The organism is Phenylobacterium sp. (assembly GCF_019636135.1).
Taxonomy (GTDB): domain Bacteria; phylum Pseudomonadota; class Alphaproteobacteria; order Caulobacterales; family Caulobacteraceae; genus Phenylobacterium.
The window spans coordinates 17864-39313 of record NZ_JAHBYD010000011.1 but is presented as its reverse complement, the minus strand read 5'-3'; the positions used below and the strand labels follow the sequence as shown (position 1 = coordinate 39313).

Annotated in this window: 20 protein-coding genes; 15 read left to right on the top strand and 5 right to left on the bottom strand. The window is 69.4% G+C overall.

Going from position 1 to position 21450, the window contains the following annotated elements:
• Positions 1 to 114: 114 nt before the first annotated feature.
• The 6 genes from KF737_RS09590 to KF737_RS09565 all read left to right on the top strand — a co-directional run bounded on the left by KF737_RS09590 (position 115) and on the right by KF737_RS09565 (position 7660).
• The gene (locus KF737_RS09590; protein WP_296453679.1) at positions 115 to 2154 is read left to right on the top strand and encodes a right-handed parallel beta-helix repeat-containing protein; all 2040 of its coding nucleotides are present in this window, start codon (positions 115 to 117) and stop codon (positions 2152 to 2154) included.
• A gap of 46 nt (positions 2155 to 2200) precedes the next feature.
• Entirely contained in the window at positions 2201 to 3175 is a 975-nt protein-coding gene (locus KF737_RS09585) for an endonuclease/exonuclease/phosphatase family protein (RefSeq protein WP_296453675.1), read from the top strand.
• A 159-nt stretch (positions 3176 to 3334) separates the two neighbouring features.
• Entirely contained in the window at positions 3335 to 3571 is a 237-nt protein-coding gene (locus tag KF737_RS09580; protein ID WP_296453671.1) for a hypothetical protein, read from the top strand.
• Between the two features lie 164 nt (positions 3572 to 3735).
• On the top strand, positions 3736 to 6264 hold the full coding sequence (locus KF737_RS09575; RefSeq protein WP_296453670.1) for a polar localization protein TipN: 2529 nt from the start codon (positions 3736 to 3738) through the stop codon (positions 6262 to 6264).
• A gap of 243 nt (positions 6265 to 6507) precedes the next feature.
• The gene (locus KF737_RS09570) at positions 6508 to 6717 is read left to right on the top strand and encodes a hypothetical protein (protein WP_296453667.1); all 210 of its coding nucleotides are present in this window, start codon (positions 6508 to 6510) and stop codon (positions 6715 to 6717) included.
• Entirely contained in the window at positions 6689 to 7660 is a 972-nt protein-coding gene (locus tag KF737_RS09565) for a diacylglycerol kinase family protein (protein ID WP_296453663.1), read from the top strand. Before KF737_RS09570 ends, KF737_RS09565 begins: the two co-directional genes overlap by 29 nt.
• 159 nt (positions 7661 to 7819) lie before the next feature.
• On the opposite strand, the gene KF737_RS09560 is transcribed toward KF737_RS09565, so the two are convergent.
• Entirely contained in the window at positions 7820 to 7969 is a 150-nt protein-coding gene (locus KF737_RS09560) for a hypothetical protein (protein ID WP_296453660.1), read from the bottom strand.
• A 159-nt stretch (positions 7970 to 8128) separates the two neighbouring features.
• Between KF737_RS09560 and KF737_RS09555 the strand changes: the two genes are divergently transcribed.
• From KF737_RS09555 to rfbA, 3 genes are read left to right on the top strand one after another with little or no spacing between them, the layout of a single operon-like run.
• Positions 8129 to 8566 (top strand): DUF4112 domain-containing protein, encoded by a 438-nt coding sequence (locus KF737_RS09555; protein WP_296453657.1) that lies wholly within the window; start codon positions 8129 to 8131, stop codon positions 8564 to 8566.
• A 32-nt stretch (positions 8567 to 8598) separates the two neighbouring features.
• Positions 8599 to 9648: a dTDP-glucose 4,6-dehydratase gene (gene rfbB, locus KF737_RS09550; RefSeq protein WP_296453654.1), complete on the top strand. Its 1050-nt coding sequence runs from the start codon at positions 8599 to 8601 to the stop codon at positions 9646 to 9648.
• A gap of 10 nt (positions 9649 to 9658) precedes the next feature.
• The gene (gene rfbA, locus KF737_RS09545) at positions 9659 to 10534 is read left to right on the top strand and encodes a glucose-1-phosphate thymidylyltransferase RfbA (RefSeq protein ID WP_296453651.1); all 876 of its coding nucleotides are present in this window, start codon (positions 9659 to 9661) and stop codon (positions 10532 to 10534) included.
• Here rfbA and KF737_RS09540 read toward each other — a convergent pair whose 3' ends face one another.
• Positions 10535 to 10999 (bottom strand): DapH/DapD/GlmU-related protein, encoded by a 465-nt coding sequence (locus KF737_RS09540; RefSeq protein ID WP_296453648.1) that lies wholly within the window; start codon positions 10997 to 10999, stop codon positions 10535 to 10537. It abuts the gene before it with no gap.
• Between the two features lie 72 nt (positions 11000 to 11071).
• Here KF737_RS09540 and KF737_RS09535 point away from each other — a divergent pair, with 72 nt between their 5' ends.
• Both KF737_RS09535 and KF737_RS09530 read left to right on the top strand, forming a co-directional pair.
• Positions 11072 to 11443: a DapH/DapD/GlmU-related protein gene (locus KF737_RS09535; RefSeq protein WP_296453645.1), complete on the top strand. Its 372-nt coding sequence runs from the start codon at positions 11072 to 11074 to the stop codon at positions 11441 to 11443.
• A 145-nt stretch (positions 11444 to 11588) separates the two neighbouring features.
• Entirely contained in the window at positions 11589 to 12536 is a 948-nt protein-coding gene (locus KF737_RS09530; RefSeq protein ID WP_296453642.1) for a SurA N-terminal domain-containing protein, read from the top strand.
• A gap of 84 nt (positions 12537 to 12620) precedes the next feature.
• Here KF737_RS09530 and KF737_RS09525 read toward each other — a convergent pair whose 3' ends face one another.
• Positions 12621 to 13994, bottom strand: coding sequence for an AAA family ATPase (locus tag KF737_RS09525; protein WP_296453640.1), 1374 nt, complete (start codon positions 13992 to 13994; stop codon positions 12621 to 12623).
• Between the two features lie 398 nt (positions 13995 to 14392).
• Here KF737_RS09525 and KF737_RS09520 point away from each other — a divergent pair, with 398 nt between their 5' ends.
• The 3 genes from KF737_RS09520 to KF737_RS09510 all read left to right on the top strand — a co-directional run bounded on the left by KF737_RS09520 (position 14393) and on the right by KF737_RS09510 (position 17357).
• Complete coding sequence (locus KF737_RS09520) at positions 14393 to 15088, top strand: PEPxxWA-CTERM sorting domain-containing protein (RefSeq protein ID WP_296453637.1); 696 nt, start codon at positions 14393 to 14395, stop codon at positions 15086 to 15088.
• Positions 15089 to 15252: 164 nt separating this feature from the next.
• The gene (locus KF737_RS09515; RefSeq protein WP_296453635.1) at positions 15253 to 16599 is read left to right on the top strand and encodes a Wzz/FepE/Etk N-terminal domain-containing protein; all 1347 of its coding nucleotides are present in this window, start codon (positions 15253 to 15255) and stop codon (positions 16597 to 16599) included.
• Positions 16596 to 17357: a CpsD/CapB family tyrosine-protein kinase gene (locus KF737_RS09510; protein ID WP_296453632.1), complete on the top strand. Its 762-nt coding sequence runs from the start codon at positions 16596 to 16598 to the stop codon at positions 17355 to 17357. Before KF737_RS09515 ends, KF737_RS09510 begins: the two co-directional genes overlap by 4 nt.
• 14 nt (positions 17358 to 17371) lie before the next feature.
• Here KF737_RS09510 and KF737_RS09505 read toward each other — a convergent pair whose 3' ends face one another.
• Together KF737_RS09505 and welK are read right to left on the bottom strand one after the other, a co-directional pair.
• The gene (locus KF737_RS09505) at positions 17372 to 18985 is read right to left on the bottom strand and encodes an O-antigen ligase (protein ID WP_296453628.1); all 1614 of its coding nucleotides are present in this window, start codon (positions 18983 to 18985) and stop codon (positions 17372 to 17374) included.
• A gap of 59 nt (positions 18986 to 19044) precedes the next feature.
• Entirely contained in the window at positions 19045 to 20079 is a 1035-nt protein-coding gene (welK, locus tag KF737_RS09500; protein WP_296453625.1) for a beta-1,4-glucuronosyltransferase WelK, read from the bottom strand.
• Positions 20080 to 20238: 159 nt separating this feature from the next.
• On the opposite strand from welK, the gene KF737_RS09495 reads away from it, so the two are divergent.
• Entirely contained in the window at positions 20239 to 21450 is a 1212-nt protein-coding gene (locus tag KF737_RS09495) for a hypothetical protein (RefSeq protein ID WP_296453622.1), read from the top strand.

The following is a 21450-nucleotide window of genomic DNA, read 5'->3' as shown; positions in this document are numbered from 1 at the left end:
AATGGGCCTCCACTAACGTCGCGAATGTTGGTGGGGTGTCGGAATTGACGGCGTAGATCGTCAGTTGGCGCTCCAGACGGGAACTCTGGAGATGCGCAAGTGACCACGATTACGGTGAACGATTCTGCTGGCCTCGTGTCGGCCCTCAAGGCCGCGAAGGCGGGCGACGTGGTGCAACTGGCGTCGGGGGACTATGCCAGCTTCACGCTGTCGGGGCTGAAGTTCGCGGGCAACGTGACGATCACGTCGCAGGATCCCAGCCACATGGCGGTCATGAACGGCATGACCATCAGGGACTGCCAGGGGCTGACCTTCCAGGCGATCGACATGAACGCGCCGTCGACCGCGGCGACGGGCTACGCCTACCATGTCACGAGCTCCAGCAACGTGACCTTCGACGGCGTGAAGGTCCACGGCTCGCTGGACGGCGACGCCAAGAACGACACCGGCGGCCTGCAGATCCGCAGCAGCTCGAACGTCACCGTGACCAATTCCGAATTCGTGCAATTGAACAACGGCATCGGCCACCTGGACAGCAAGGGCCTGAAGCTCACCAACAACTACATCCACGAGCTGTCCGAGGACGGCATCCGCGGCGGCGGCTCGTCGGACGTCCTGGTGTCGGGCAACTACTTCACGGATTTCGAACGCAGGTCCGAGGGGGACCACCCCGACGCGATCCAGTTCTGGACCACCAACACCACCGCCTCGGCGTCGAACATAACCGTGACGGGCAACGTCATCACGCGCGGCTCGGGCGACGCGGTCCAGGGCATCTTCTTCCGTGACCAGTCGGGCGGCGATCTGCCGTACCTGAACGTCTCGATCAGCAACAACCTGGTGGTGGGCGGCCTCACGATCGGCATTCGCGTCAACGGCGCGAAGGGGGTGACGATCTCGGACAACGTAGTCGCGGGCCTGCCGGACCAGCTCTCGAAGATCTCGACCCTGCAGGTGGAGGAGGCCACGCTTTCGAACAATGTGGCCACGTCCTACACGGTCGAGTCCGGGAGCGAGATCAACGACCGCACGATCGCCTCGCCGATGGACGGAGGCCTCGCCCTGCAGCGCGCCTGGCTGGCGAGCAACTCGGGCGGCGGCCTGGCCAAGACCCAGGGCGAGCTGCAGGTCATGGCCGTCGGCGGGACGGCGCTGAAGGTGGCCGTCGGCGAGACGCCGCTGAAGATCGTGAACGCGGGCAGCCTCACGTCGAGCGTGCTCGACGCCGCGGCGAACCGCGCGCTGGCCGAGATCAACGCGGAACTCGCGAAGGTCGTCCGCATGACCGGCACCGATGGCGCCGACAAGCTGACCGCCGACGGCATCCACAACTCGATCCTCTACGGCGGCGCCGGCGACGACGTGCTCTCCGGCAAGGCCGGCATGAGCCACAACACGCTGGTCGGCGGGCTCGGCGACGACAAGTACAACGTCTATTCCGAAAACGACGTGATCGTGGAGGATGAGGACGGCGGCTACGATCTCGTCAACGCCTACGCCGACTACACGCTTGCCGACAACGTCGAGCAACTGCGACTGCAGGGCGCGGCCCGCTACGGCGGCGGCAATTCGCTCGACAACAAGATCGCGGGCGGCGCCGGCGACGACGAGATCCGCGGCTTCGGCGGCGACGACCAACTGAGCGGCGGCTCCGGCGGCAATGACAGGCTCTACGGCGGCGACGGCAACGATACCCTGTCGGGCAACGACGGCGACGACACGCTGAGCGGCGACGCCGGCAACGACAAGCTGAACGGCGACACCGGCTCGGACTCGCTGTCGGGCGGGGCCGGCTCGGACACGCTCGAGGGCGGCGCGGGCGACGACACGCTCTCGGGCGGAGCCGGCGCGGACGTCTTCATCTTCCGCAACGGCGACGTCTCGATGACGGGCGACAGGATCCTCGACTTCTCGCACGCCGAGGGCGACCGCATCAATCTTCAGCCGATCGACGCCAACACGAACCTCGCCGGCGACCAGAAGTTCGCCTTCATCGGGACGAGCGCCTTCCACAAGACGGCGGGCGAATTGCGGATGGATATCTCGGGCGGCGTGACGCACGTCTACGGCGACACCAACGGCGACGGCGTGGCGGACTTCCACCTGATCCTGCCGGGCGCCGGCACGCTGGTCGCGGCGGACTTCGTGCTCTGACGACGGCTGTCTCCGAGACGGGCCCGGGCGTGATACGTCGGGGCCCATGGAGAGTCTGCGGTTCCTCGTCGGCGCGGTCGCGGGATTGCTCGCGGCCGGCGCGCTGATCGTCTCGCTCGCGGCCCAGGGGGGCCGGTTCAGCCCGCGGCTGGACGTGCTGACCCACTTCGCGCCGCTCTACCTGGCGCCCGCGATCCTCGCCCTGGCGCTGGCCCTCTTCGCAGCCCGGCCGATGCGGGGGCCGGTGGCGCTGACGGCGCTCGCGGCGGTCGCCGCCGTCGCCGTCCTGGTCGCGCCGGAATTCCTGTCGGTCGGCCGCGATCCTCGCGCCGCCGCCGACGCGCCCGACCAGCTCAAGGTCATCCAGTTCAACGCCTGGGGCCGCAACGAGCAGGCCGAGGCCGCCGTCGCGTGGCTGGTGGCCCAGAAGCCCGACATCATCGTGATGCAGGAGGGCGGCCGGTTGCGGGACCTCCTCATCGCCCGGGGCTTCATCACGAGCTGCAAGGGGTGTTCGGCCGGCGTGATGGCCCGCCGCGCGCCCGTGCGCACGTTCGCCGAGGGGCGCGCCGACGGCCACTCCGCCTACCTCGTCTCGTCCACCTACGCCGACGCGCGGGGCGAGTTCACGGTGGTCGCCATCCACCGGTTCTGGCCGACGCGCTTCGCGCGCGATCGGGCGCAGACGGCCCAGCTCCGGGAGCTCATCGCCGAGGCGCCGAAGGAACGGCTGATCCTGGCCGGGGACTTCAACTCCACGCCCTGGTCCTTCGCGCGCCGCGCCGAGGACCGGGACTTCGGGATGATCCGCCGCACGCGCGCGCTGTTCTCGTGGCCGGCGGCGAGGATCAGCCACAACCGGTTGCCGGCGCCGTTCCCCTACCTGCCGATCGACCATGTCTACGCCGGACCGGGCTGGGCCACGGTCAGTGTCGAGCGCGGGCCCAAGCTCGGCTCGGATCACTATCCCGTCGTGGTCACGCTCGCGCCGGCCGACGCGTCAGCCGTCCATCCTCGCTAGCGGCGCGCCCAGGCGGCGCAGCCCGCCGCGCGTCACGCCGGGGCCTGTCACGTCCGTCGCGAAGTGACCGAACATTGCGAAAATTTAAGCCGTCGCCCCCACTGCCAACGGCCACGCTCCATGGCATACCGAAGATAGGCGGAATCGTCGGGGGCTCCCATGGCGACATTGACGGAAATGGTGGCCGCGGTGGTCGTGCATTCGTCCGCCGCCGCCTTCTCGCATTTCGGCGTGACTGTCGATCATCCCACGCTGGAACAGCGTCCGGCGGCCGAGCAGCGCATCGTCGCGCGCACGCCCCGTCAGGCCGCCGCGGCGCGACGCGAGCCGGCCCGCGTCGAAAAGGCCTCGGTCTGCCCCGACGCCCAGCAGCGCGCCCGCCTGATCAGGGCCTAGCGCCTCCGCGGCATTACGCGTTCCGCGCCCAAAATCGCGACCTCGCCTGTTTGCGTCGGTCCGCGCCCCAGGTACACCTGCGGGTGTGGAGTTTGCGGCTGTCGGGGGACGGCTGGACCTTGCGGAGCGCAGCCGCGAGGTCTCGTGAGCGGAAGGTCTAGGCGTTGTTCTCCAAGCGGCAAAAGCCGGCGGATTTCGGATCCACCCAGGCGCCCGACGCCGCCGACGCGGCCGCGGCGGACGACGACCTGGACATGCCGCCGACCGAGCCCGTCGGCTTCCGCCCGATCGACCGCGACAGCGAACAGGCCGTGACCGCGCCCAGCGCCCGCGCCGCGGCGCTGCGCCGGGAGTCCGAGGTCGCGGCGCAGAGCTACGTCGCCCACCTCGAGGCCGCAGCCCCTGCGCCCGCCGGCTGGCCCATCTGGCTGACCGCCGTCGCGGTGGCCGGACTGTGGGCGCTGGCGCCCATCGCGTTCGCCGTCGGCTATCGCAGCAACGTCGCGCCGCTGCAGAACGACGCCTTCGCCATGGCCGTCTTCGCGCTGCTGGCGATCGGCCCGGCCGCCTTCGTCTTCGGCGCCGCCTACATGATCCGCCAGGGCCAGAAGCTGTCCTGGGAAGCGCGTCGCGCCAAGGCCGCCGCCGAGGACATGCTGGCCCCCGCCTTGGTCGCCGCCGCCCGCGCCGGCGACGTGGCGCAGGCGGTCCGCGACGAGATCGCCCGCGCCGGCCAGGCCGCGGAAGACGCCCGCGAGACCCTGCTGGCGATGCGCGACGCGCTGGCCTTCGAGACCGACAAGCTGACCGGCGTCACCGCACAGTCCGTGCGCACGGCGGAGGAACTGGCCACGACCCTTGGCCGCGAGCGCGCCGAGATGGGCCAGCTCGCCCAGACCCTCGACGCCCAGTCGACCAGGATCGCCGACGCCATCGTCCAGCAGGCGAAGATGGTGGGCGAGGCGGCGGGCGTGGCCGACGCCCAGATCCGCGAGGCCGAGACGGCGCTGGCCGCCCGCGCCGCCGACCTGGCCGCCGCCGCCGGCGAGGCCAGCAACGCCGCGCGCACGGCCGGCGAGGACCTCACCCGCCACATCGCCCGCCTGGAGACCGCCGGGACCGGCGTCGCCGATCAGGTGAAGGCGGTCGAGACGGGCCTGTCCGAACAGCGCGCGGCGCTCGTGGGCCTCAGCCAGGCCCTGAAGGGCGATCACCAGGCCTTCGCCGCCGAGGCCGAGGCGCATGCCGCCAGGCTGGGCGAGTTCATCGAGACCACCCGCGTCTCCGCGGGCGAGATGGCCGAGCGGGCCACCGCCGGCGGCGAGCATCTGCGCCGGCTGATGTCCGACGCCGCCCTGCAGTTCCGCGACCTCGCCGAGACGGCCAAGGCCGAGCGGGAGGAGTTCGGCCAGTCGACGCTGCAGAGCCTGGAGGCCGTCTCGTCCGCCGCCGCCGAGCAGCGCACCCACCTGGAGGCGATGACGCGGACGGCCATCGACGGCCTCGCCGCCGCCGCCGAGGAGACCCGCGAGGCGGCCGCCCGGCATGCCGCCGCGGCCCGCGAGCAGGTCGACCACCTGTCGGAGGCCGCCTTCGCCGCCGGCCAGAAGGCCAACCAGGCCTTCGAGGCCCGCCTCGAAGAGGCGAAGGCGCTGATCGAGCAGTCTTCGAAGATGGTGGAGGACGCCGGGGCGAACACCGCGAAGCGCCTGGCGGACGGCGCCGCCGCGGCCCGCGAGACGCTGGACGAGCTCGCCGCCATGCTGGCCGAACTGGAGGCGCGCGCATCGCAGTTGCCCGTCGCCGCCGCCGGCCAGGCCGAGCAGGTCCGCGCCGCCGTCGCCGACGGCATGGACGAGCTCATGGCGCAGGCCCGGCGCACCGCCGAGGAGGCCCAGGCCATCGATGCGGCCTTCCAGGAGCGCGTGCGCCGCAACTTCGAGATGCTGAGCGAGGCCGTGCGGCTGATGGGCGTCGCCGCCGTGGCGCCCCCGCCGGCCCCGCCCGCGGTTCCGCCGCCCGTCCAGAGCCCCCCGGCGCCGCCTGCGCGCAGGGCGAAGGCCGCCGCCCCGCCGCCGGAGGAGGAGCCTCTGGAGCTGTCGGAGCCCGCCGAGCCGCCCGGGGCGCTCGCCGACCGCCTGGGGCTGAAGACCCGCCTCCGCTTCACGCCGACCGCCACGGACCGAGAGTTCTCGGCCGTCTTCCAGGCCGCCGGCGGCCTGCCCGCCGCCGCGCAGGCCGATCCTGACGCGGACGACGGCGAGGCGGGCCCGGGCGACGACACCTGGACCTGGAAGGATCTGCTGGCCTCGCTGGACGGCGCCGACGGCGAGGGCGAGCGGCTGGAGGAGACCCTGGCGGCCGAGTTGGCCCACATGGGCGTCGATCCCGGGAAGCTGCTGCCGCCGCCCCGGATCGAGGAGATCGCGGCGGCGATCCAGACGGGCGACGTCGAGGGCGCCCGCGAGGTGGTCAGGAAGCTGGCTCCCGCCGCCACCCGGCGCATCGCGCGCCGATTGTTCACCGACGAGGACGTCAAGCGGAAGACCGAGGTCTACGTGCGCCGCTACACGACGCTCGTGGACGATGCGATCGGGCGCGACCCCGAGGGCTTCGTGCTCGCCGACATGCTGGCCGCCGACGCCGGCCGCCTGTTCCTGCTGCTCGACGCGGCGGGTGGAGACATGATCTGAACGGAGCGCGGGCGCGCGCAGAACAGGCGCCTTGGGAAAAGTCGACGTCGCCGGCCCGTCATCCGATTGACGCAAACAGGCTGGGAGGCGCATGGATGACGCGCCTCCTAGGGGCAGTCTTTCGGCGGAATTCGCGAACTGCCTGAACGCGTTGTGCCGGCCAACGGGTTCGCGGTGGGATGAATTTTGCAGCGCAGGGTGCGGCCGACAGGCTGTTTGTATCGTACCGGCTCAGAGGGGCCCATGATTGCCGAGACCAAAGAGTCCGTTTCCAGCGAAAGCCGGACGCTTCGCCGACACGCCGCTCAGGTCTGCACCGGCGACGGCGCCAAGCCCGACGTGATCCATGTCTACGGCGACCTCGCGCCGCCGTACCGGAATGAACGCCTCCGAGACTGTTTCAACCGCCGAGAGGCGCCGGTCTATGCGCTTCGGCGTCGGGCGCCGGCCTGAGGGGTTCGTCATGAAAGGGCTTTCCGAGGGCGTGACAGCCGCCACCCAGATCGTTCGTGAGGCGCCGCGCCGACCGCTGCGGGTCCGCTTCATCCGTAATCCGCGCGCGGGGCGCGGGCTGCGTGGTTTCACCAGGCTGTTGAAGCGCCATCTGTCGCCGGATGCGGTGGACTACGAGGTGGCCTGGACCCGCGGTCGGGGCGACGCCGAGACCCTGGCGCGCGAGGCGGCCGCCCAGGGGTACGACGTCGTGGTCGCGATCGGCGGCGACGGCACGGTCAACGAAGTGGGGCGCGGGCTGCTGGGGGCCGAGGCGACGTCGCTGGCGATCATTCCGACCGGATCGGGCAACGGGTTCGCCCGCCACCTGCGCATCCCGCTCAGCGTGCCCGGCGCGCTGCGCCGGCTGAACCGGCCCACCTACCGCCATATCGACGTGGGGCGGATCAACGGCCACCCGTTCTTCTGCACGGCCGGCCTGGGCTTCGACGCCCATGTGAGCAAGTGCTTCGCCGAGTCGACGCGTCGCGGCCTCGTGACCTATGTGCGGCTGGCGTTGCAGGAATATGGCGCGTACCGGCCGCGGCCCGTCCGCTTGACGATCGACGGCGCGGTCTCGGACGCGCAGTGCTACGTCCTGGCGTTCGCCAACGCGGCCCAGTACGGCAACAACGCCATGATCGCTCCGCTGGCCGATATCTCCGATGGTCTGCTGGACCTGTGCCTGATCGAAGAAATGCCCGTGCGAAGGGCGCTACGCGTCGCGGCCGGACTGGCGTTCGGCGACCTGCCGAAGTCGCGGGCGGCCATCTACCATAAGAGCCAGGAGATCACCGTCACGACCCCGGAGCCCCTGGGGTTCCATGTGGACGGGGACTATATGGGCGAGGCGCAACGGTTCGATGTGACCGTGACGCCGCTGGCGATCAGCGTCTGCGTTTAGCGCGCTCGGCTTGATCCGGGATGGCGCGCAGGGCGCCGGAGAAGGGGTCGTGCCAGGTTGCCGGCTTTATGTTGGCGCGCCAGCGCGCCTGCGTCGCGCAGGACGTCCGCCGGCTCAGTGAAACTCCTTGTCCGCCGTGTGACCGGCGCTTCGGCGGCCCTAGTTATGAGGCTTGGCCGTGACCGGAACACGCTGCTGCGGCGTCAGCAGGAACAGCAGGCCGAGCCACGTCGGAAAGGCGGCCGCCAGACCCAGAAGCACCATCCACTTCGGCACCAGCATGGCGCCCAGCAACACCGTACCGTCCATCGCACAGCCCCTCGCGTTCACATTCCGTCAACCACTGCGGCGCGTCACCCGCAACAGGACTCCCCTGTCACGGGAATGTCACAGAGCCTGATGTATGAGGACGCACCTGACCCAGGCGGCCCCGGCAACGCCCGCGCCGGCGCGGGCGTTGCGCCGGTCATGACCCTCCATCGCGACCGCGCGCACAAGGCCTGGCGGCGGGCCGAACGCATCAAGCGACTCTCGGACCGTGTCGTGGGGCTGGGCCCCTGGGGCCTGGGGATCGACGGTGTGCTGGCCTGGGTCCCGGTGGCCGGCACGGCCTACTCGGTCGGCGCCGCCGCCCTGCTGCTCTCCGAGGCGATCCAGGCGGGCGCCTCCCGGGCCACGCTCGCCCGCATGGCCGCCTACCTCGGCCTCGACAGCGTCGCCTCCGGCGTCCCGATCGTGGGCTGGGCGCTCGACACCCTCTTCACCGGCCACGCCTTCGCCGCGCGGGCGCTCCAGCGGGATGTCGAGAAGCGCTTCGGTCGGCCCGCTGACGACACCCCCGCGCTGGTCGCCGCCGGCGGTGCAAGGCCCCGTAAACCTGCGCCGGCGCAGGGTGCGGAGAGTTGACGGCGGGCGGCGTCCCGCACAGGAAGGCGCATATGAAGATCCTGATCACCGGCGGGGCCGGATTCATCGGCTCGGCCGTCGTTCGGCGCGCCATCGCTGACGGCCACCAGGTGGTGAACCTGGACGCGCTGACCTATTCGGCCAACCTCGAGAACGTCGAGGGCGTCGCGAACGACCCGAACTATGCGTTCGAGCACGTCGACGTCTGCGACCGCGCCAAGCTGGAGGCGGTGTTCGCCAGGCACAAGCCCGACGCGGTGATGCACCTGGCGGCCGAGAGCCACAACGACCGCGCCATCGAAGGCCCGCTCGACTTCGTGAAGTCGAACATCACGGGCACGGCGGTGTTGCTGGAGGTCGCCCGCGCCTGGTGGAACAAGCTGGAAGGCCCGGCCAGGGACGCGTTCCGCTTCCACCACGTCTCGACCGACGAGGTGTTCGGCGCCCTGGGCGAGACCGGCGACTTCACCGAGGAGACGCCCTACGACCCGAAGTCGCCGTATTCGGCGTCGAAGGCCGCCGCCGATCACCTGGTCCGCGCCTGGGGCCATACGTTCAAGCTGCCGGTGGTGATCACCAACTGCTCGAACAACTACGGCCCGCACCAGTTCCCCGAGAAGCTGATCCCGACGGTCATCACCCGGGCGCTGGAGGGCAAGTCGATCCCGGTCTACGGCGACGGCCGCCAGGTGCGCGACTGGCTGCACGTGGACGACCACGCCGAGGCGCTGCTGCTGGTGCTGCAGAAGGGCCTGCTCAACGAGACCTACTGCATCGGCGGCGACGCCACGAAGCGCAACATCGAGATCGTGAAGGCCATCTGCGCCCACCTCGACGCGATGGCGCCGGCCAACACGCCCCACGCCGACAAGATCGCCTTCGTCACCGACCGGCCGGGGCACGATTTCCGCTACTCCATCGACTCCACCAAGCTGGAGCGCGAACTGGGCTGGAAGGCGCGCATGCCCCTGGAACAGGGCCTCGAGGGCACCGTGCAGTGGTACGTCGACAACTACGGCTGGGTGGAGCGCATCCGCGAGCGCGGGTTCCATTCCGACCGTCTCGGGCTGGTGAAGGCGTAGGGGCGGGGCGATGAGGAAGGGTCTCGTTCTCGCCGGCGGCGCCGGCACCCGGCTGCACCCGCTGACCATGGCGACGTCGAAGCAGCTCCTGCCGGTCTACGACAAGCCGATGATCTACTACCCGCTGTCGGTGCTGTTCCTGGCCGGCATCCGCGAGATCCTGATCATCACCACGGCCGAGGACCAGGCGGGCTTCATGCGCCTGCTGGGCGACGGGTCGAGGTTCGGCGTCCGCTTCGAATATGTGATCCAGCCGACCCCGGGCGGCCTCGCCGAGGCCTACCTGCTGGGCGAGGAGTTCGTGGGCGGCCAGCCGTCGACCCTGATCCTCGGCGACAACATCTTCTTCGGGCAGAACTTCGTGCAGATGCTGAAGAGCGCCGACGCGCGCACCGAGGGCGCGACCGTGTTCGGCTATCCCGTGCATGATCCCGAGCGCTACGGCGTGGTGGAGCTGACGGCCGACGGCCGCGCCATCTCCATCGAGGAGAAGCCCGCCAACCCGAAGTCGAACTACGCGGTGACCGGCCTCTACTTCTACGACGGCCGCGCCAGCGAGATCGCCAAGACGCTGGATCGCTCGGCCCGGGGCGAACTCGAGATCACCGCGCTGAACGACGTCTACCTCCAGGAAGGCCGACTGCACGTCGAACTGCTGGGCCGCGGCTTCGCCTGGGAGGACGCCGGCACGCACGACAGCCTCATCGGCGCGGGCGAGCTGATCCGCGTCTTCGAACAGCGCCAGGGCCTGCGCATCGGCTGCCTGGAGGAGATCGCCTTCGAGAACGGCTGGATCGACAGCGGCGAACTGCTGAAATCGGCCGAGGTCCAGGGCAAGAGCGAATACGGCCGCTACCTGCGCGAACTGGCGACGCGCAGCGCCTGATCAGAGCTTGTAGAGCTTGCGGGTGTTCTCGCGCGCCACCGGCAGCCGGCCGAAGGGCAGCAGCTCGACGCCGCTGCGCAGCACCTTGGCGGGGTTGCCGATGACGATCGAGCCGCTGGGCACGTCCTCGAACACGACCGAGCCGCCGCCGACGATGCAATGGTCGCCGATCGTCACGCCCGGCAGGATCACGCTTCCGCCGCCGATGAAGCAGCGTGAGCCGACGCGGATCGGGCGGCGCTCGCCCGTGCGCGCGTCGCGGGTCAGGAACAGCGTCTTGAACGCGATCAGCGTCTGGTGGCCCACCACGATGTCGCCGCGCGCGGAGGAGCGGAACCTGGAGGAGAGCGAGATGCTCGCCTCGCCTTCGAGGACGAGGCCGAACCGCTTCTGGAGCCACCAGTTGCGGGCTCCGATCAGGGCGTTCCGGAACGCCCGGAGCTGGTTCAGGGACTTCAACGCCATCTTCAAATGTCCAAGGCCATGCAAGATGCATAGCATGGCGCGGCTGAATCACTCCTTGCTCGGGGGCGGAGCTTGTTCGACTTCCTGACACGCCGGATCCAGCGGGTGATCCAGGTGCGCTTCTGGGGCACCGACATCCATCCTTCGGCCCGGATCGCGACCACGGCGCTCATCGACCGCACCTGGCCGAAGGGCGTCCACATCGAGGCGGGCTGCGTGATCGACGAGGAGGTCGTCGTGCTGGCCCACGACATGACCCGCGGCCTCTATCTGGACACCCGTATCGGCGCCCGCACCATGCTGGGCGCACGCAGCATCGTCATGCCGGGGATCACGATCGGCGCGGATTGCGTGGTCGCGCCGGGCGCGGTGGTGACGCGCGATGTCCCGGACGGATCGTACGCCGTCGGCAATCCCGCGTCGGTGGAGCCCCGCAACGGGTAGGCGCCTTTCGCCGCATGTCGAATGAAGCGCATTCTCACGGGACGCGAATACCATTAGTTCATAGCCTATCAGTTTAGTAGGGACCCATTCGCGGAGCGCGACCATCAGGGGGGCTTGCGCTTTGTCTGCGACCAGGAGGGGCGCTTTGAAATCTAAGACCACACTAATTGTGGCCGTGGCGGTGTCCGCCGGGCTGATGGTGTCTGGCTGCGACCAGATCAAGAAGCTCGCGGGCGGCGGCAAGGCCAAGGGCCAGGTGGTCGCGACGGTGGACGGCGAGGAGATCACGAACCTCGAGCTCCGCACCGAGCTCGGAAACTTCGGATCGCGTGATCCCGCCGTGATGAAGGCCGCCCAGCAGCAGGCGCTGCAGCGGATCATCATGCGCCGCCTGCTGGCCCAGAAGGCCCGCGACGAGAAGCTCGACAAGAGCACGGACTTCACCTTGCAGATGAAGCGGGGCGAAGAGACGCTGCTGGCGCAACTCTACCAGCGCAAGCTGGCGGCCAAGCTCGCGCAGCCGAACCGCACCGAGGCCGAGGCTTTCGTGACCTCGCACCCGGAGATGTTCGCCAACCGCCGCGTCCTGTTCGTCGATCAGGTCATCGCCGCGCCCAGCAAGATCACGCCCGAAAGGCTGCGTCCGCTGAAGACGCTGGGCGAGGTCAAGGCGCTGCTCGACAGCGAGGGCGTGCAGTACCAGGAGAACGCCGCGGTGCTCGACACGCTGTCGGCCGACCCGCGCCTCGTGGCCGGGATCAACAACCTCCCGCCGGGCGAGATCTTCGTGATCCCGCAGGGCGGCGCGCTGCTCTTCAACCAGGTGTCGTCCAGCCGCTCGGCGCCGCTCAGCGGCGCCGTGGCCAACGCCTACGCCATGAACGCGCTTCGGAGTCAGAAGACGCAGGAGAACGTCGGCAAGCAACTCGCCGCGCTGCGCAAGGCCGCCGAGCCGAAGATCACCTACAACCCGGCCTTCAAGCCGCCGCCGGAGAAGACGGCGGCCCCGGCGGCGAAGGCGCCTGCCGGAGCCGCTCCGGCCGCGCCCGCCGCGGCTCCGGCTGCGGCCCCGGCGACGCCCGAGGCCAAGTAGCCGGTCCCATCCCGGCGACGGACCAAACGAAAAGGCCGGCCCCGCGGGGCCGGCCTTCTTGTCTTGCGCCGGGTGGAGGGCCGGTCAGGAGGCCGTCGCGGCCCGGGTCGACTGCGGCTGCGGTTCGCGGTTCAGGTTCCGCTGCGCCCAGATCATCCAGATGAGCGTCGGAAGGCCCTCTTCGACGAAGGCGTAGCGCTGCGAAGGCCCTTCGCCGGGCGACGGCTTCACGAGCCCTTCCGAGACCAGCACCTCGACCGCCTCCTGCGCCTTGCGGGCCGTGATCTCGTTGCTGCTCTCGAGGTCGGCGGTGTCGAAGACGCCGTCGGCGGCCAGGGCGGCGCGGGCGGTCATGGCCAGGGCGTCCTGGCGGCCTTGCTCGAACAGCCGGCGCACCCGCGCCTGCGCCGGCGTCGGGATGCGGCCCTGGAACTCCAGGATCGCACGGTCGACGGCGTTGGCGACGTCGGCGGGCGCCACCGTCGCGCGGCCCTGGTCCAGGGCGGCGTGGCCGGCATGGTGGCAGATGAGGTTGGCGATGTAGGGCGAGCCGCGGGCGACCTCGACGACGAAGGCCCCGGCCGGGGTGTCGAACTTGAGGTCCGCCTCACGCTCGCCGTTGGCGACGATCTGCATGACCTCGCCCTCCGACATCTTGGGCACGCGCAGCGCGAAGATGTTGCGACGGATCGAGGGGATATGCTCGACCAGCTCGGTCAGGTCGGCCGCCACGCCGGCCAGCACGAGCTGCACCCGGCCCAGGCGGTCGGACAGGTTCTTGATCAGCTCGGCGACGTCGCGGCGGAACGAGCCGGACTCGGCGCGGTCGAACTCGTCGAGGATGATCAGCACGCGCGTGCCGGTCAGCTTGGCGCACAGGTCGCCGAACTTGCGCGGCGACAGCGGCTCGCTCGGCAGCAGGTCGGCCAGGGTGGAGCCCCTCTCCGTCACTTCCGCGGTGGGCGAGAAGCCCGAGTGGAAGAGGAGCGGGATCTCGGCGGCCGCCGCGCGGAAGGTCTCGTCGAAGTTCGAGTTCGCGCCGCACGACGTATAGACGACGATATAGCGCGCCTCGCTGGCGGCCTGGCTGAGGACGTGGAGCAGCGACGTCTTGCCGATCCCGCGCTCGCCATAGAGCACGACGTGCAGGCGCTGATCCTCGATCGCGCGGATGATCGTCTTCAGCGTGTCGTCGCGCCCCGCGAACAGCCGGCGGTCAGCCACAGGTTGCGACGGCGTGAACGCATGGCGCAGCTTGGCGCGGACCAGGGCGAAGCGATCGCCGCCCCGGCCGCTCATCTGGTCGCTGGCGGTCGTGTTGAAGCGGGGCAGGCCACCGGCCTCGTTCCCGCGGCGGTGCGCCTCGCGGATCAGCGGCTTCACCACCGCCGTCTGCAGCGCCTCGATGCGCGCCGCTTTCGCGGGGGTTTTCCGCTTGAAGGGATTCCAGCCGGCCAAGTTGCTCTCCAATGTCCGCGCGGCTCGCGCGCGCCCGTCTATAGAACGCCCTACGCGCGCGATCCGCACATAGACGCCTTTAGTGCCCCGGCGCTGCCTTCTGTTTGCTTAATGCCACGCCCGTGCGGAGGCGCCGAGTGCATCCGCCGCGCCGTCGCATCCGTTTAATAGCCAGTTAAGCTTCTCGCCACGGGAGCCAGGACGTGGTAGTTGCGGAATGAATTTTGCGGTTTTCGTGGCGGATTGGTTCATTTTGGGCCTCTCCGCTTCCTGAGGGGCCTGCAAAATTTGTGGCGTTTTCTGGCGTTAGGGTCCTTCAACTCGCCTGCCAGGGGAAGGTGGATGACAGGGTTTTCCGCCGCCTCTAGGGTGAACGACAAGTTAAATGGGGTGCTAAAATGAAAACTGTTACCAAGCTTCTGGCCGGCGCTGTCGCCGCTTTCTCGATGAGCGCGGCTTCGGCCCAGGCCGCCGTGTTCATCGGCATTTCGCTCGATGGCGGCTCGACGATCTCCAACGTGTTCTCGGCTGCCGACGGTACGTTCGTGTTTAACTACGACTGCACGAACACCGCGGACTGCGGTGGCTTCGAGGCGGTCACCGTGCGTGGCGACGCTCCGCCGCGTCCGGGCGTGCTCCACTCTGACTCGGTCGAAGTGAACGCCAGCAACACGGGCGCCGCCTCGATCGTCATCTTCGTGACCCGCACCGACCTGGCTCCGCTCGGCGACAAGCAGTACCAGTCGTACACCACCAACAACGTGGGCGGCGGCATCGGCAACTCGCTCTCGACGCTGGTGTCGGACAGCAACGAGCTGTTCGCAGGCGTCCAGATCGGCAGCTTCAGCAACGGCAGCCTGGGCGCGGCGAGCGTGAACTCGACCACGTTCTTCGACCTCAGCGGCGCCGGCCTGTACTCGGTGACGCACAAGTACGTGCTGAACGCGCCGAGCTCGGGCGCGCAACGCAGCGCCTCGCCGACCATCGGCCTGAGCGTGCCGGAACCGGCCACCTGGGCCCTGATGATCATGGGCTTCGGCGGCGCCGGCGCCATGCTCCGGACCCAGCGTCGCAAGCTCGCCGCCGCCGCCTAAGCGGCGCAGCGACCAGCGAGAGTTACGGGACCGCCGCCCTTCGGGGCGGCGGTTTCTTTTTGCCCTCCGTCGGCCGATGCGGCGGTTCGGCGACTGTTCAGTAAGACCCTGACTGCGATATTGCAGGCGACGCGCACAAGCTGTCCCCGGGGGATTATCGCGGCATGAAGTTCCTGGCCGTCCTCTTTCGGATCCTCTGGGGTCGACGCGCCATCGTGCTCGTCGCGACCCTGGCGTCCCTCGTCGGGGGCGCCATCGTCGTCAAGACGGCTCCCAAGCGCTATGTCGCCACCGCGCGCGTCGTGCTCGACTACATCAAGCCCGATCCGGTCACCGGCGTGCAGGTCGGCCGCAAGCAGGTCGAGGCCTACGTCACATCGCAGATGCAGTTCATCCGCGACTATCAGGTGGCCGTGCCGGCCGCCGAGGCCCTGGGGCTTCTCGACAGCCCGCAGTTCATCGAAAGCTATGCGGCGATACCCGAGGGCGACAAGCCCGAGTACCCGATGTGGGTGGCGCAACAGATCATGGCCTCGCTCACGGTGAAGCCCTTCGAGGACTCCAACATCCTCGAGATCCGCTACCGGACGCGGGAACGCCAGGCCGCCGAGGGCGTCGTGGACGCCATCCGCACCGCCTACATCAGCGCCACGGTCGCCAGCCGTCGGCAGGCCTACGAGGCGAACGCCGCCGCCCTGGCGGAAAAGCAGGCGAAGCTGCGCGCGAAGCTGGCCGAGGTCCAGGCCGAGCAAGCCCAATTGGAGCGGCAGACCGGGATCATGATGGTCCAGGGCAGGATGGACCTCGAGAGCCGCACGCTGGCGACGCTCTCCAACCCGCCCCTCCGCCGTCGTCCGGATCTCCCGGCGCAACTGGGTCCCCAGGCGACCGCGTCGTTGGTCCGTCTCAACTCCGCCTTGGCCGAGGCGGAGACGGTTCTCGGCCCCAACAACCCCAGGCTCGTCGCCTTGCGCAACGAACAGCGCATCGCGCAACAGTCTGTGGCCCAGTCGACGTCGGTCGCGAGCCAGGCCGCCCAGCAGAAGATCGTCTCCGAGCGCGTGACCTCGGCGCGCGTCGAACAGCAGAAGTCCAAGGTTCTCGCCGAGCGGGTGACCCTGCTGCAACTGCGCCTGCAGCAGGACCTGATCGACGCCTACACCGAGCAGATCAAGACGCTGACGGACAGCATCGCCCACATGCGCCAGGTCGCGGCGGCGGACACCACGACCATCATGTCGATCGGGCAGGTGACGTCCAGCCCGAAGCCTTCGTTCCCCAATCCGACGCTGATCATGGGCGGAACGGGCGCGCTGGGCGTCATCGGAGGCGCGCTGCTGGCGCTGCTCTGCGAGATGTTCGCGCGCCACGTGCGGGATCCCCGGACCCTGGAGCGGGCGGCGGGCGCGCCGCTTCTGGCTGCGATTCCGCGGCAACGGCCGACGCGCCGTGGCGTGGCGGTGCTCAGCCGGCCCACCCTGGCCTGGCCGCGACGGAAGAAGGCCGCATGATCCGTCTGCCCGGGTTCAGGAAGGCCGCGCCGAAGGAGAAGCCGGAAAAGAAGAAGAAGGTGCGTGCGCTCGCCGCGCCGGCCCGCCCGGCCGGACACGCCGCGTCCATCGGCGCCGAACAGTACGAGCTGTCGCCAGGCATCCTGTCGCTGACCTCCCCCGGCTCACGCGCCGCCCTGGCGATGGCGGAGGCCGGCGCCGTCCTGATGGACCGTCACGTGGAACGCGGCCGCCGCGGCCTCGCCGTCTGTGCGCCCTCGGCCGGGGCCGGCGCCACCTTCACGACCGTCAACCTGGCCGCGACGTTGGCCCAGGCCGGCGTGTCGACGATCGTCATCGACTGCAACCTGCGACGCCCGGGCCTGGAACGTTTCATCCGACCCGGCGTCGACTCGCCCGGCGTGCAGCAGTTCCTGCGCGGCGAGGCGGACCGGGTGGAGGAGATCATCCACCCGGAAGTCCTGCCAAACCTCTCGCTGGTCTACGCCGGCGGCGCGGCGCCCGACGCGCAGGAGCTGCTGGCCAGCCCGCGGCTCCGGGTCATGCTGGGCGAGTGCATGCGCAACTTCCACTGCACGCTCGTCGACACGCCGCCGGCGAACCAGTGCTCGGACGCGCTGATGGTGGCCGCGACGCTCGGCTATGCGGTGATCGTCGCCAGGCGCGACGCGGCCTACGTGACCGACGTTGAACTCCTGCGCGAGCAACTGACGGTGAACGGCGCGACGGTCGTCGGATCGGTCCTCAACCAGGCCTAGGCGAGCGCGGCGCGCTACGACGCCCCCGACGTGGCGCCCTGGCTCTTCCTGACGCGGTAGATGAGCGCCATGATCGCGCCCAGCATTATGAACACCACGGAGTGGTTCGCGTCCTGGCTGAGCACGGCTTTCACGATGATGAAGTTGATGAGCGAGACCGTGAGCGGGAAGAGCAACATGTGCTCGCGCTCCAGGTTCGGGTTGGCGATCAGGGTGCGGCCACCCAGGTAGGCCGCGCGGATCATCAACCCGAAGTAGAAGATGAACCCGAGGATGCCGATGTCGAGCAGGACGCTCAGGTAGTACGAATCGATGCTCGTGTTGCCGCCGACCGTCCTCCAGCCCAGCGCGTCGGACGCCTGGGACATGCCGTGGCCGAAGGGGTTGTGTTCCAGTCTCTGGAATCCGAGAAGCCACTGTTCCTTTCGGCCGGTGTCGCTGGCGGTCTGCGACCCGTCGCCGATGACCTTGGCGCGCAGCTTGCCGATCGTGAACGTCGCCCCGACCAGCATGAGGAACAGCGCGGGGTAGGCGAGCACGAGCGCGGGACCGATCAGACTCGCGCGGACGCGTCGCCAGCGCATCAGGGCCCAGATCAGCACATAGAACGCCACCGTCGAAAGGCAGGCGACCAGGCCCAGGCGCGACTGGGTCAGCAGGATCACGTGGATCGCATAGGGCACCCAGAGCGCGCCGAAGACCCTCAACCAGGGCGGATAGCGGTTGAGGGCGAAATGCACGGCGAACGGCATCGCCAGGCCGAAGAGCTCCGCCAGGCCCAGCGGCGTCGTCTGGACGCTCAGGATCCGGTACAGCTCGGGCGTCGCATGGCGGGCGTGCGGCGCCAGGATCCGCGCCACGACGGGATCGTCGTTGCGGAGATAGGGCGGGATGAACCCGACCCACGGCAGTTGCTGGATCCGGGATTCCCAGATGCCCATCGCCCCGATCACGGCGGTCAGCGTCAGGAACATCTTGGACCACGTCGTGATCAGGCCTTCGCGCCGGAACACCCAGCAGGCGACGAAGAACATCCCGGTCCAGTTGACCTGGGCGACGATCCATCTGTTCAGGCTGACGCCGATCTCGCGCGACATGGGGAGCGTGATCGTCCAGAGCACGATCACGCCGAGGAGGAACTGCATGATCCGTCTGTCGATGGACAGCACCTCGCCGATCTCGGCCCGGACCCGCTTCGACGTCGAGACGCAGATCAGCAGCACCGCCACCAGCGGGAAGCCGAAGAAGCGCAGCATCGTCACCCAGGGCAGGCTGGGCAGGGCGATGGCCAGATAGTTGGGCCAGACGATCAGCGCCGCGAAGAAGCCGATGAACAGGGGCTCCAGCAACGGGGTGGGCGCATAGTCGCCTTGCGGCAGGGCCCAGATCACCAGCATCCCGAGAATGGCGAGGGGCGCCGTGAACGGCATCACCCGCGCCGGCGCCATGGTGGCGAACAGGAAGCCCTGCACGGCGCAGATCAGCAGCAGCACCGACAGCAGGCCGAACACCAGGAGCTGGGACGGCGCGCGCCGATAGCCGGGCAGCAACGGCTGCTCTTCCGGCCGCCGCCCCGGCGTCAGCGCCTCGAAGGCGCGGAGGAACGGTGATGTCAGGCGGCGGAGCATGCGCGTCCCAGCGATAGGTCTATGTCGTCCGGCCGGCAAGGCGGCCCGGCGTCGCGGCCTCACGCATGGCGGCCTCGCGGACGAAGGCCGGCGATCCGGCCCTGGAGGAAGTCCCGCAGCTCCGTCGGGTCGGTCGTGGCCAGGACCGGGGTCCGCACGCGCGCCTCGGCCAGCGCCGCGCGCAGGTCCTCGGGGGTCTGGGCTTCGAGGACGAGGCCGCGGCGCCGGAACGCGTCGGTGATCTCGGCCTGATGGTTGTCGTAGTGCTCGCCGAGTTCCTCGAGGCGCGGGACGGCGATCACCTGGCACCCCTCACGCAGCGCCGTGATCAGCGATCCGGTGCCCCCGTGGCAGACGACGATCCTGGCCTCGCGGAGGATCTCCTGGACCTCCTCGAAGGGGATGGTCTCGCGCACGTCGAGGTCCGCCGGGCGTCGGCCGCCTTCGCCGGTCTGGATCAACACCTCCTCGGTGATCGACCCGTCGGCCGCGGCCTGGGCGACCATGTCGACCATCCTGTCGAAGGGCAGGGTGGCGCCCACCGTGGCGAACAGCAGCTCGCGCTTCGGGGGGCAGGCCTTGTCGAGCGGCCGGAAGGGGTCGAACACGCGCGCGCGCGGATAGAACGGCGCCAGCTTCGCGGACTGCACGATCAGGTCGTGCGCCAGCGGCGAGGCCATCCGTCCGAACAACGACGGCTTCTCGAACCGCGCGAACGATTCGACCACGATCACGCGCGCGCCCGAGAGCCGCGCCCAGAGCACCGCGAAGATGACCGCGCCGGCGCCGGTGCTGATGATCAGGTCGGGCCGCTCGGACAGGATGATGCGCGCTGAGCGGAAGAAGCTGGTCCAGGCGAGCGCCAGCATGCGCAGCGGCGCGCCATGCTTGGCCTGCCCCCAGGCGAAGTGCGGCACGAAGTGGGTGCGATGGCGCCCTTCGAGCGTGCGCCCCAGCGCCGTATCCTCGGTGACGAAGAAATGGTCGTACCGGCTCCAGACCGGTTCGAGGTCCAGCAACTGGCGCACGTGGCCGCCGCCGGACGCCGCGAGGCAGATGCGGATGCGCGAGGGTTCCGGAGTGCTCTCTCCCATGCGTCATCCTTGCGGGGCAGTGGTCTAAAGATACAGTGAATCGCGGATTTTCGCCGCCGGCGCCCGCGGGGTAGCAACTGCGGGTTCTTAGCTGCTAGTTAGCACTTGCAGCGGAATATAGTGCAAAGGGCGGAGCGGGGCGCGATGAGACTTGGCGTGATGGCGACCGGGGCGGTCCTCGGCGCCGCAGTTGCCGGGCCCGCAGCGGCGCAGCAACAGCTTCAGATGCCGGTCCTGTCGGGCGAGCGGGTGCTCCGGTTCGGTGCATCGGCCGAAGTCTACTACGACACCAACGTCTCGCGCGGGAGCGATCTTCTCGCGTCGCAGCGCGGCCTGCAGCCTGAAGACACGGTCTTCCAGCCGCGCGTCACCGCCACCGTCTCGCAGCCGCTCGGGACGCAGATGGTCTATCTGAACGGCTTCGCCGGCTACGACTTCCACCGCAACAACAGCAGGCTCGACCGCGCCAACGTACAGGTCGGCGGGGGGTACACCGCGCGCGTCGGGATATGCCAGCCCTCGCTGATGGGGTCCTATTCCGGCCGCCAGAGCGATCTCGAAGACGCCGACAGCAACACCGTCACGAACCTGATTCAGTCCTACGGCACGGCCGCCGGGCTTCGGTGCGGCCGCCCGATCGGCCCCGGCGTCCAGGTGATGGTGGGCCGGGAGATGGTGAAGAACTCGACCAGCGGCCGCACCGCGTCGGACCACGATTCCGAGTTCCTGAACCTCGCGCTGAGCTATTCCAACCCCACGCTGGGCCAGGCGTCCATCGCGTGGGGCTACGGCAGCAACGAGTATCCGAACCGCATCATCCCCGGCCGCCCGGTCGGCGACGGGTTCATCACCTCGAACTACACCCTGTCGTACCAGCGCCAGCTCGGCCAGAAGATCACCCTGGGCGGGTCGATCGGCCGCACCATGGTCAAGCGCGAGTTCGCGATCGCCGGCGCGCCGCTGAAGTTCTCCACGACCAGCTACGCCGCAAGTCTCGACTACCGGATGAGCGAGCGGATCGGCCTGCGGGCCTCGGGCGCGCGCTCGGTGAAGCCCAGCAACCGGCCCGGCAAGATCTATGACGTCTCGACCCACCTGGAGGGCGCGGTGCGCTACGCCCTGGGGACGCGCTACGACATCGAGGTCGGGCATGCCTGGACCGAGACGAACTCCAACGCGGACACCGCGCCCGGCACGCGCCCGGTCATCACGAACAGCCGCAACAACCTGACCTTCGGATCCGTACAATACGCACAGAGCGACCGGATCAGCTGGGAGTTCACCGTTCAGCGCGACAGGCGAAACACCAACTTGCCGCAGTTCAACTATAGCTCAACACGTGTTGGGCTACGCACCACCGTGACATTCTGA

Bases quoted from the DNA above. Each gene is read 5' to 3' on its own strand.
- KF737_RS09585 (WP_296453675.1), top strand. From the start codon at position 2,201: ATGGAGAGTCTGCGGTTCCTCGTCGGCGCGGTCGCGGGATTGCTCGCG.
- KF737_RS09580 (WP_296453671.1), top strand. From the start codon at position 3,335: ATGGCGACATTGACGGAAATGGTGGCCGCGGTGGTCGTGCATTCGTCC.
- KF737_RS09570 (WP_296453667.1), top strand. From the start codon at position 6,508: ATGATTGCCGAGACCAAAGAGTCCGTTTCCAGCGAAAGCCGGACGCTT.
- KF737_RS09565 (WP_296453663.1), top strand. From the start codon at position 6,689: ATGCGCTTCGGCGTCGGGCGCCGGCCTGAGGGGTTCGTCATGAAAGGG.
- KF737_RS09560 (WP_296453660.1), bottom strand. From the start codon at position 7,969: ATGGACGGTACGGTGTTGCTGGGCGCCATGCTGGTGCCGAAGTGGATG.
- KF737_RS09555 (WP_296453657.1), top strand. From the start codon at position 8,129: ATGACCCTCCATCGCGACCGCGCGCACAAGGCCTGGCGGCGGGCCGAA.
- rfbB (WP_296453654.1), top strand. From the start codon at position 8,599: ATGAAGATCCTGATCACCGGCGGGGCCGGATTCATCGGCTCGGCCGTC.
- rfbA (WP_296453651.1), top strand. From the start codon at position 9,659: ATGAGGAAGGGTCTCGTTCTCGCCGGCGGCGCCGGCACCCGGCTGCAC.
- KF737_RS09540 (WP_296453648.1), bottom strand. From the start codon at position 10,999: ATGGCGTTGAAGTCCCTGAACCAGCTCCGGGCGTTCCGGAACGCCCTG.
- KF737_RS09520 (WP_296453637.1), top strand. From the start codon at position 14,393: ATGAAAACTGTTACCAAGCTTCTGGCCGGCGCTGTCGCCGCTTTCTCG.
- KF737_RS09515 (WP_296453635.1), top strand. From the start codon at position 15,253: ATGAAGTTCCTGGCCGTCCTCTTTCGGATCCTCTGGGGTCGACGCGCC.
- KF737_RS09510 (WP_296453632.1), top strand. From the start codon at position 16,596: ATGATCCGTCTGCCCGGGTTCAGGAAGGCCGCGCCGAAGGAGAAGCCG.
- KF737_RS09505 (WP_296453628.1), bottom strand. From the start codon at position 18,985: ATGCTCCGCCGCCTGACATCACCGTTCCTCCGCGCCTTCGAGGCGCTG.
- welK (WP_296453625.1), bottom strand. From the start codon at position 20,079: ATGGGAGAGAGCACTCCGGAACCCTCGCGCATCCGCATCTGCCTCGCG.
- KF737_RS09495 (WP_296453622.1), top strand. From the start codon at position 20,239: ATGGCGACCGGGGCGGTCCTCGGCGCCGCAGTTGCCGGGCCCGCAGCG.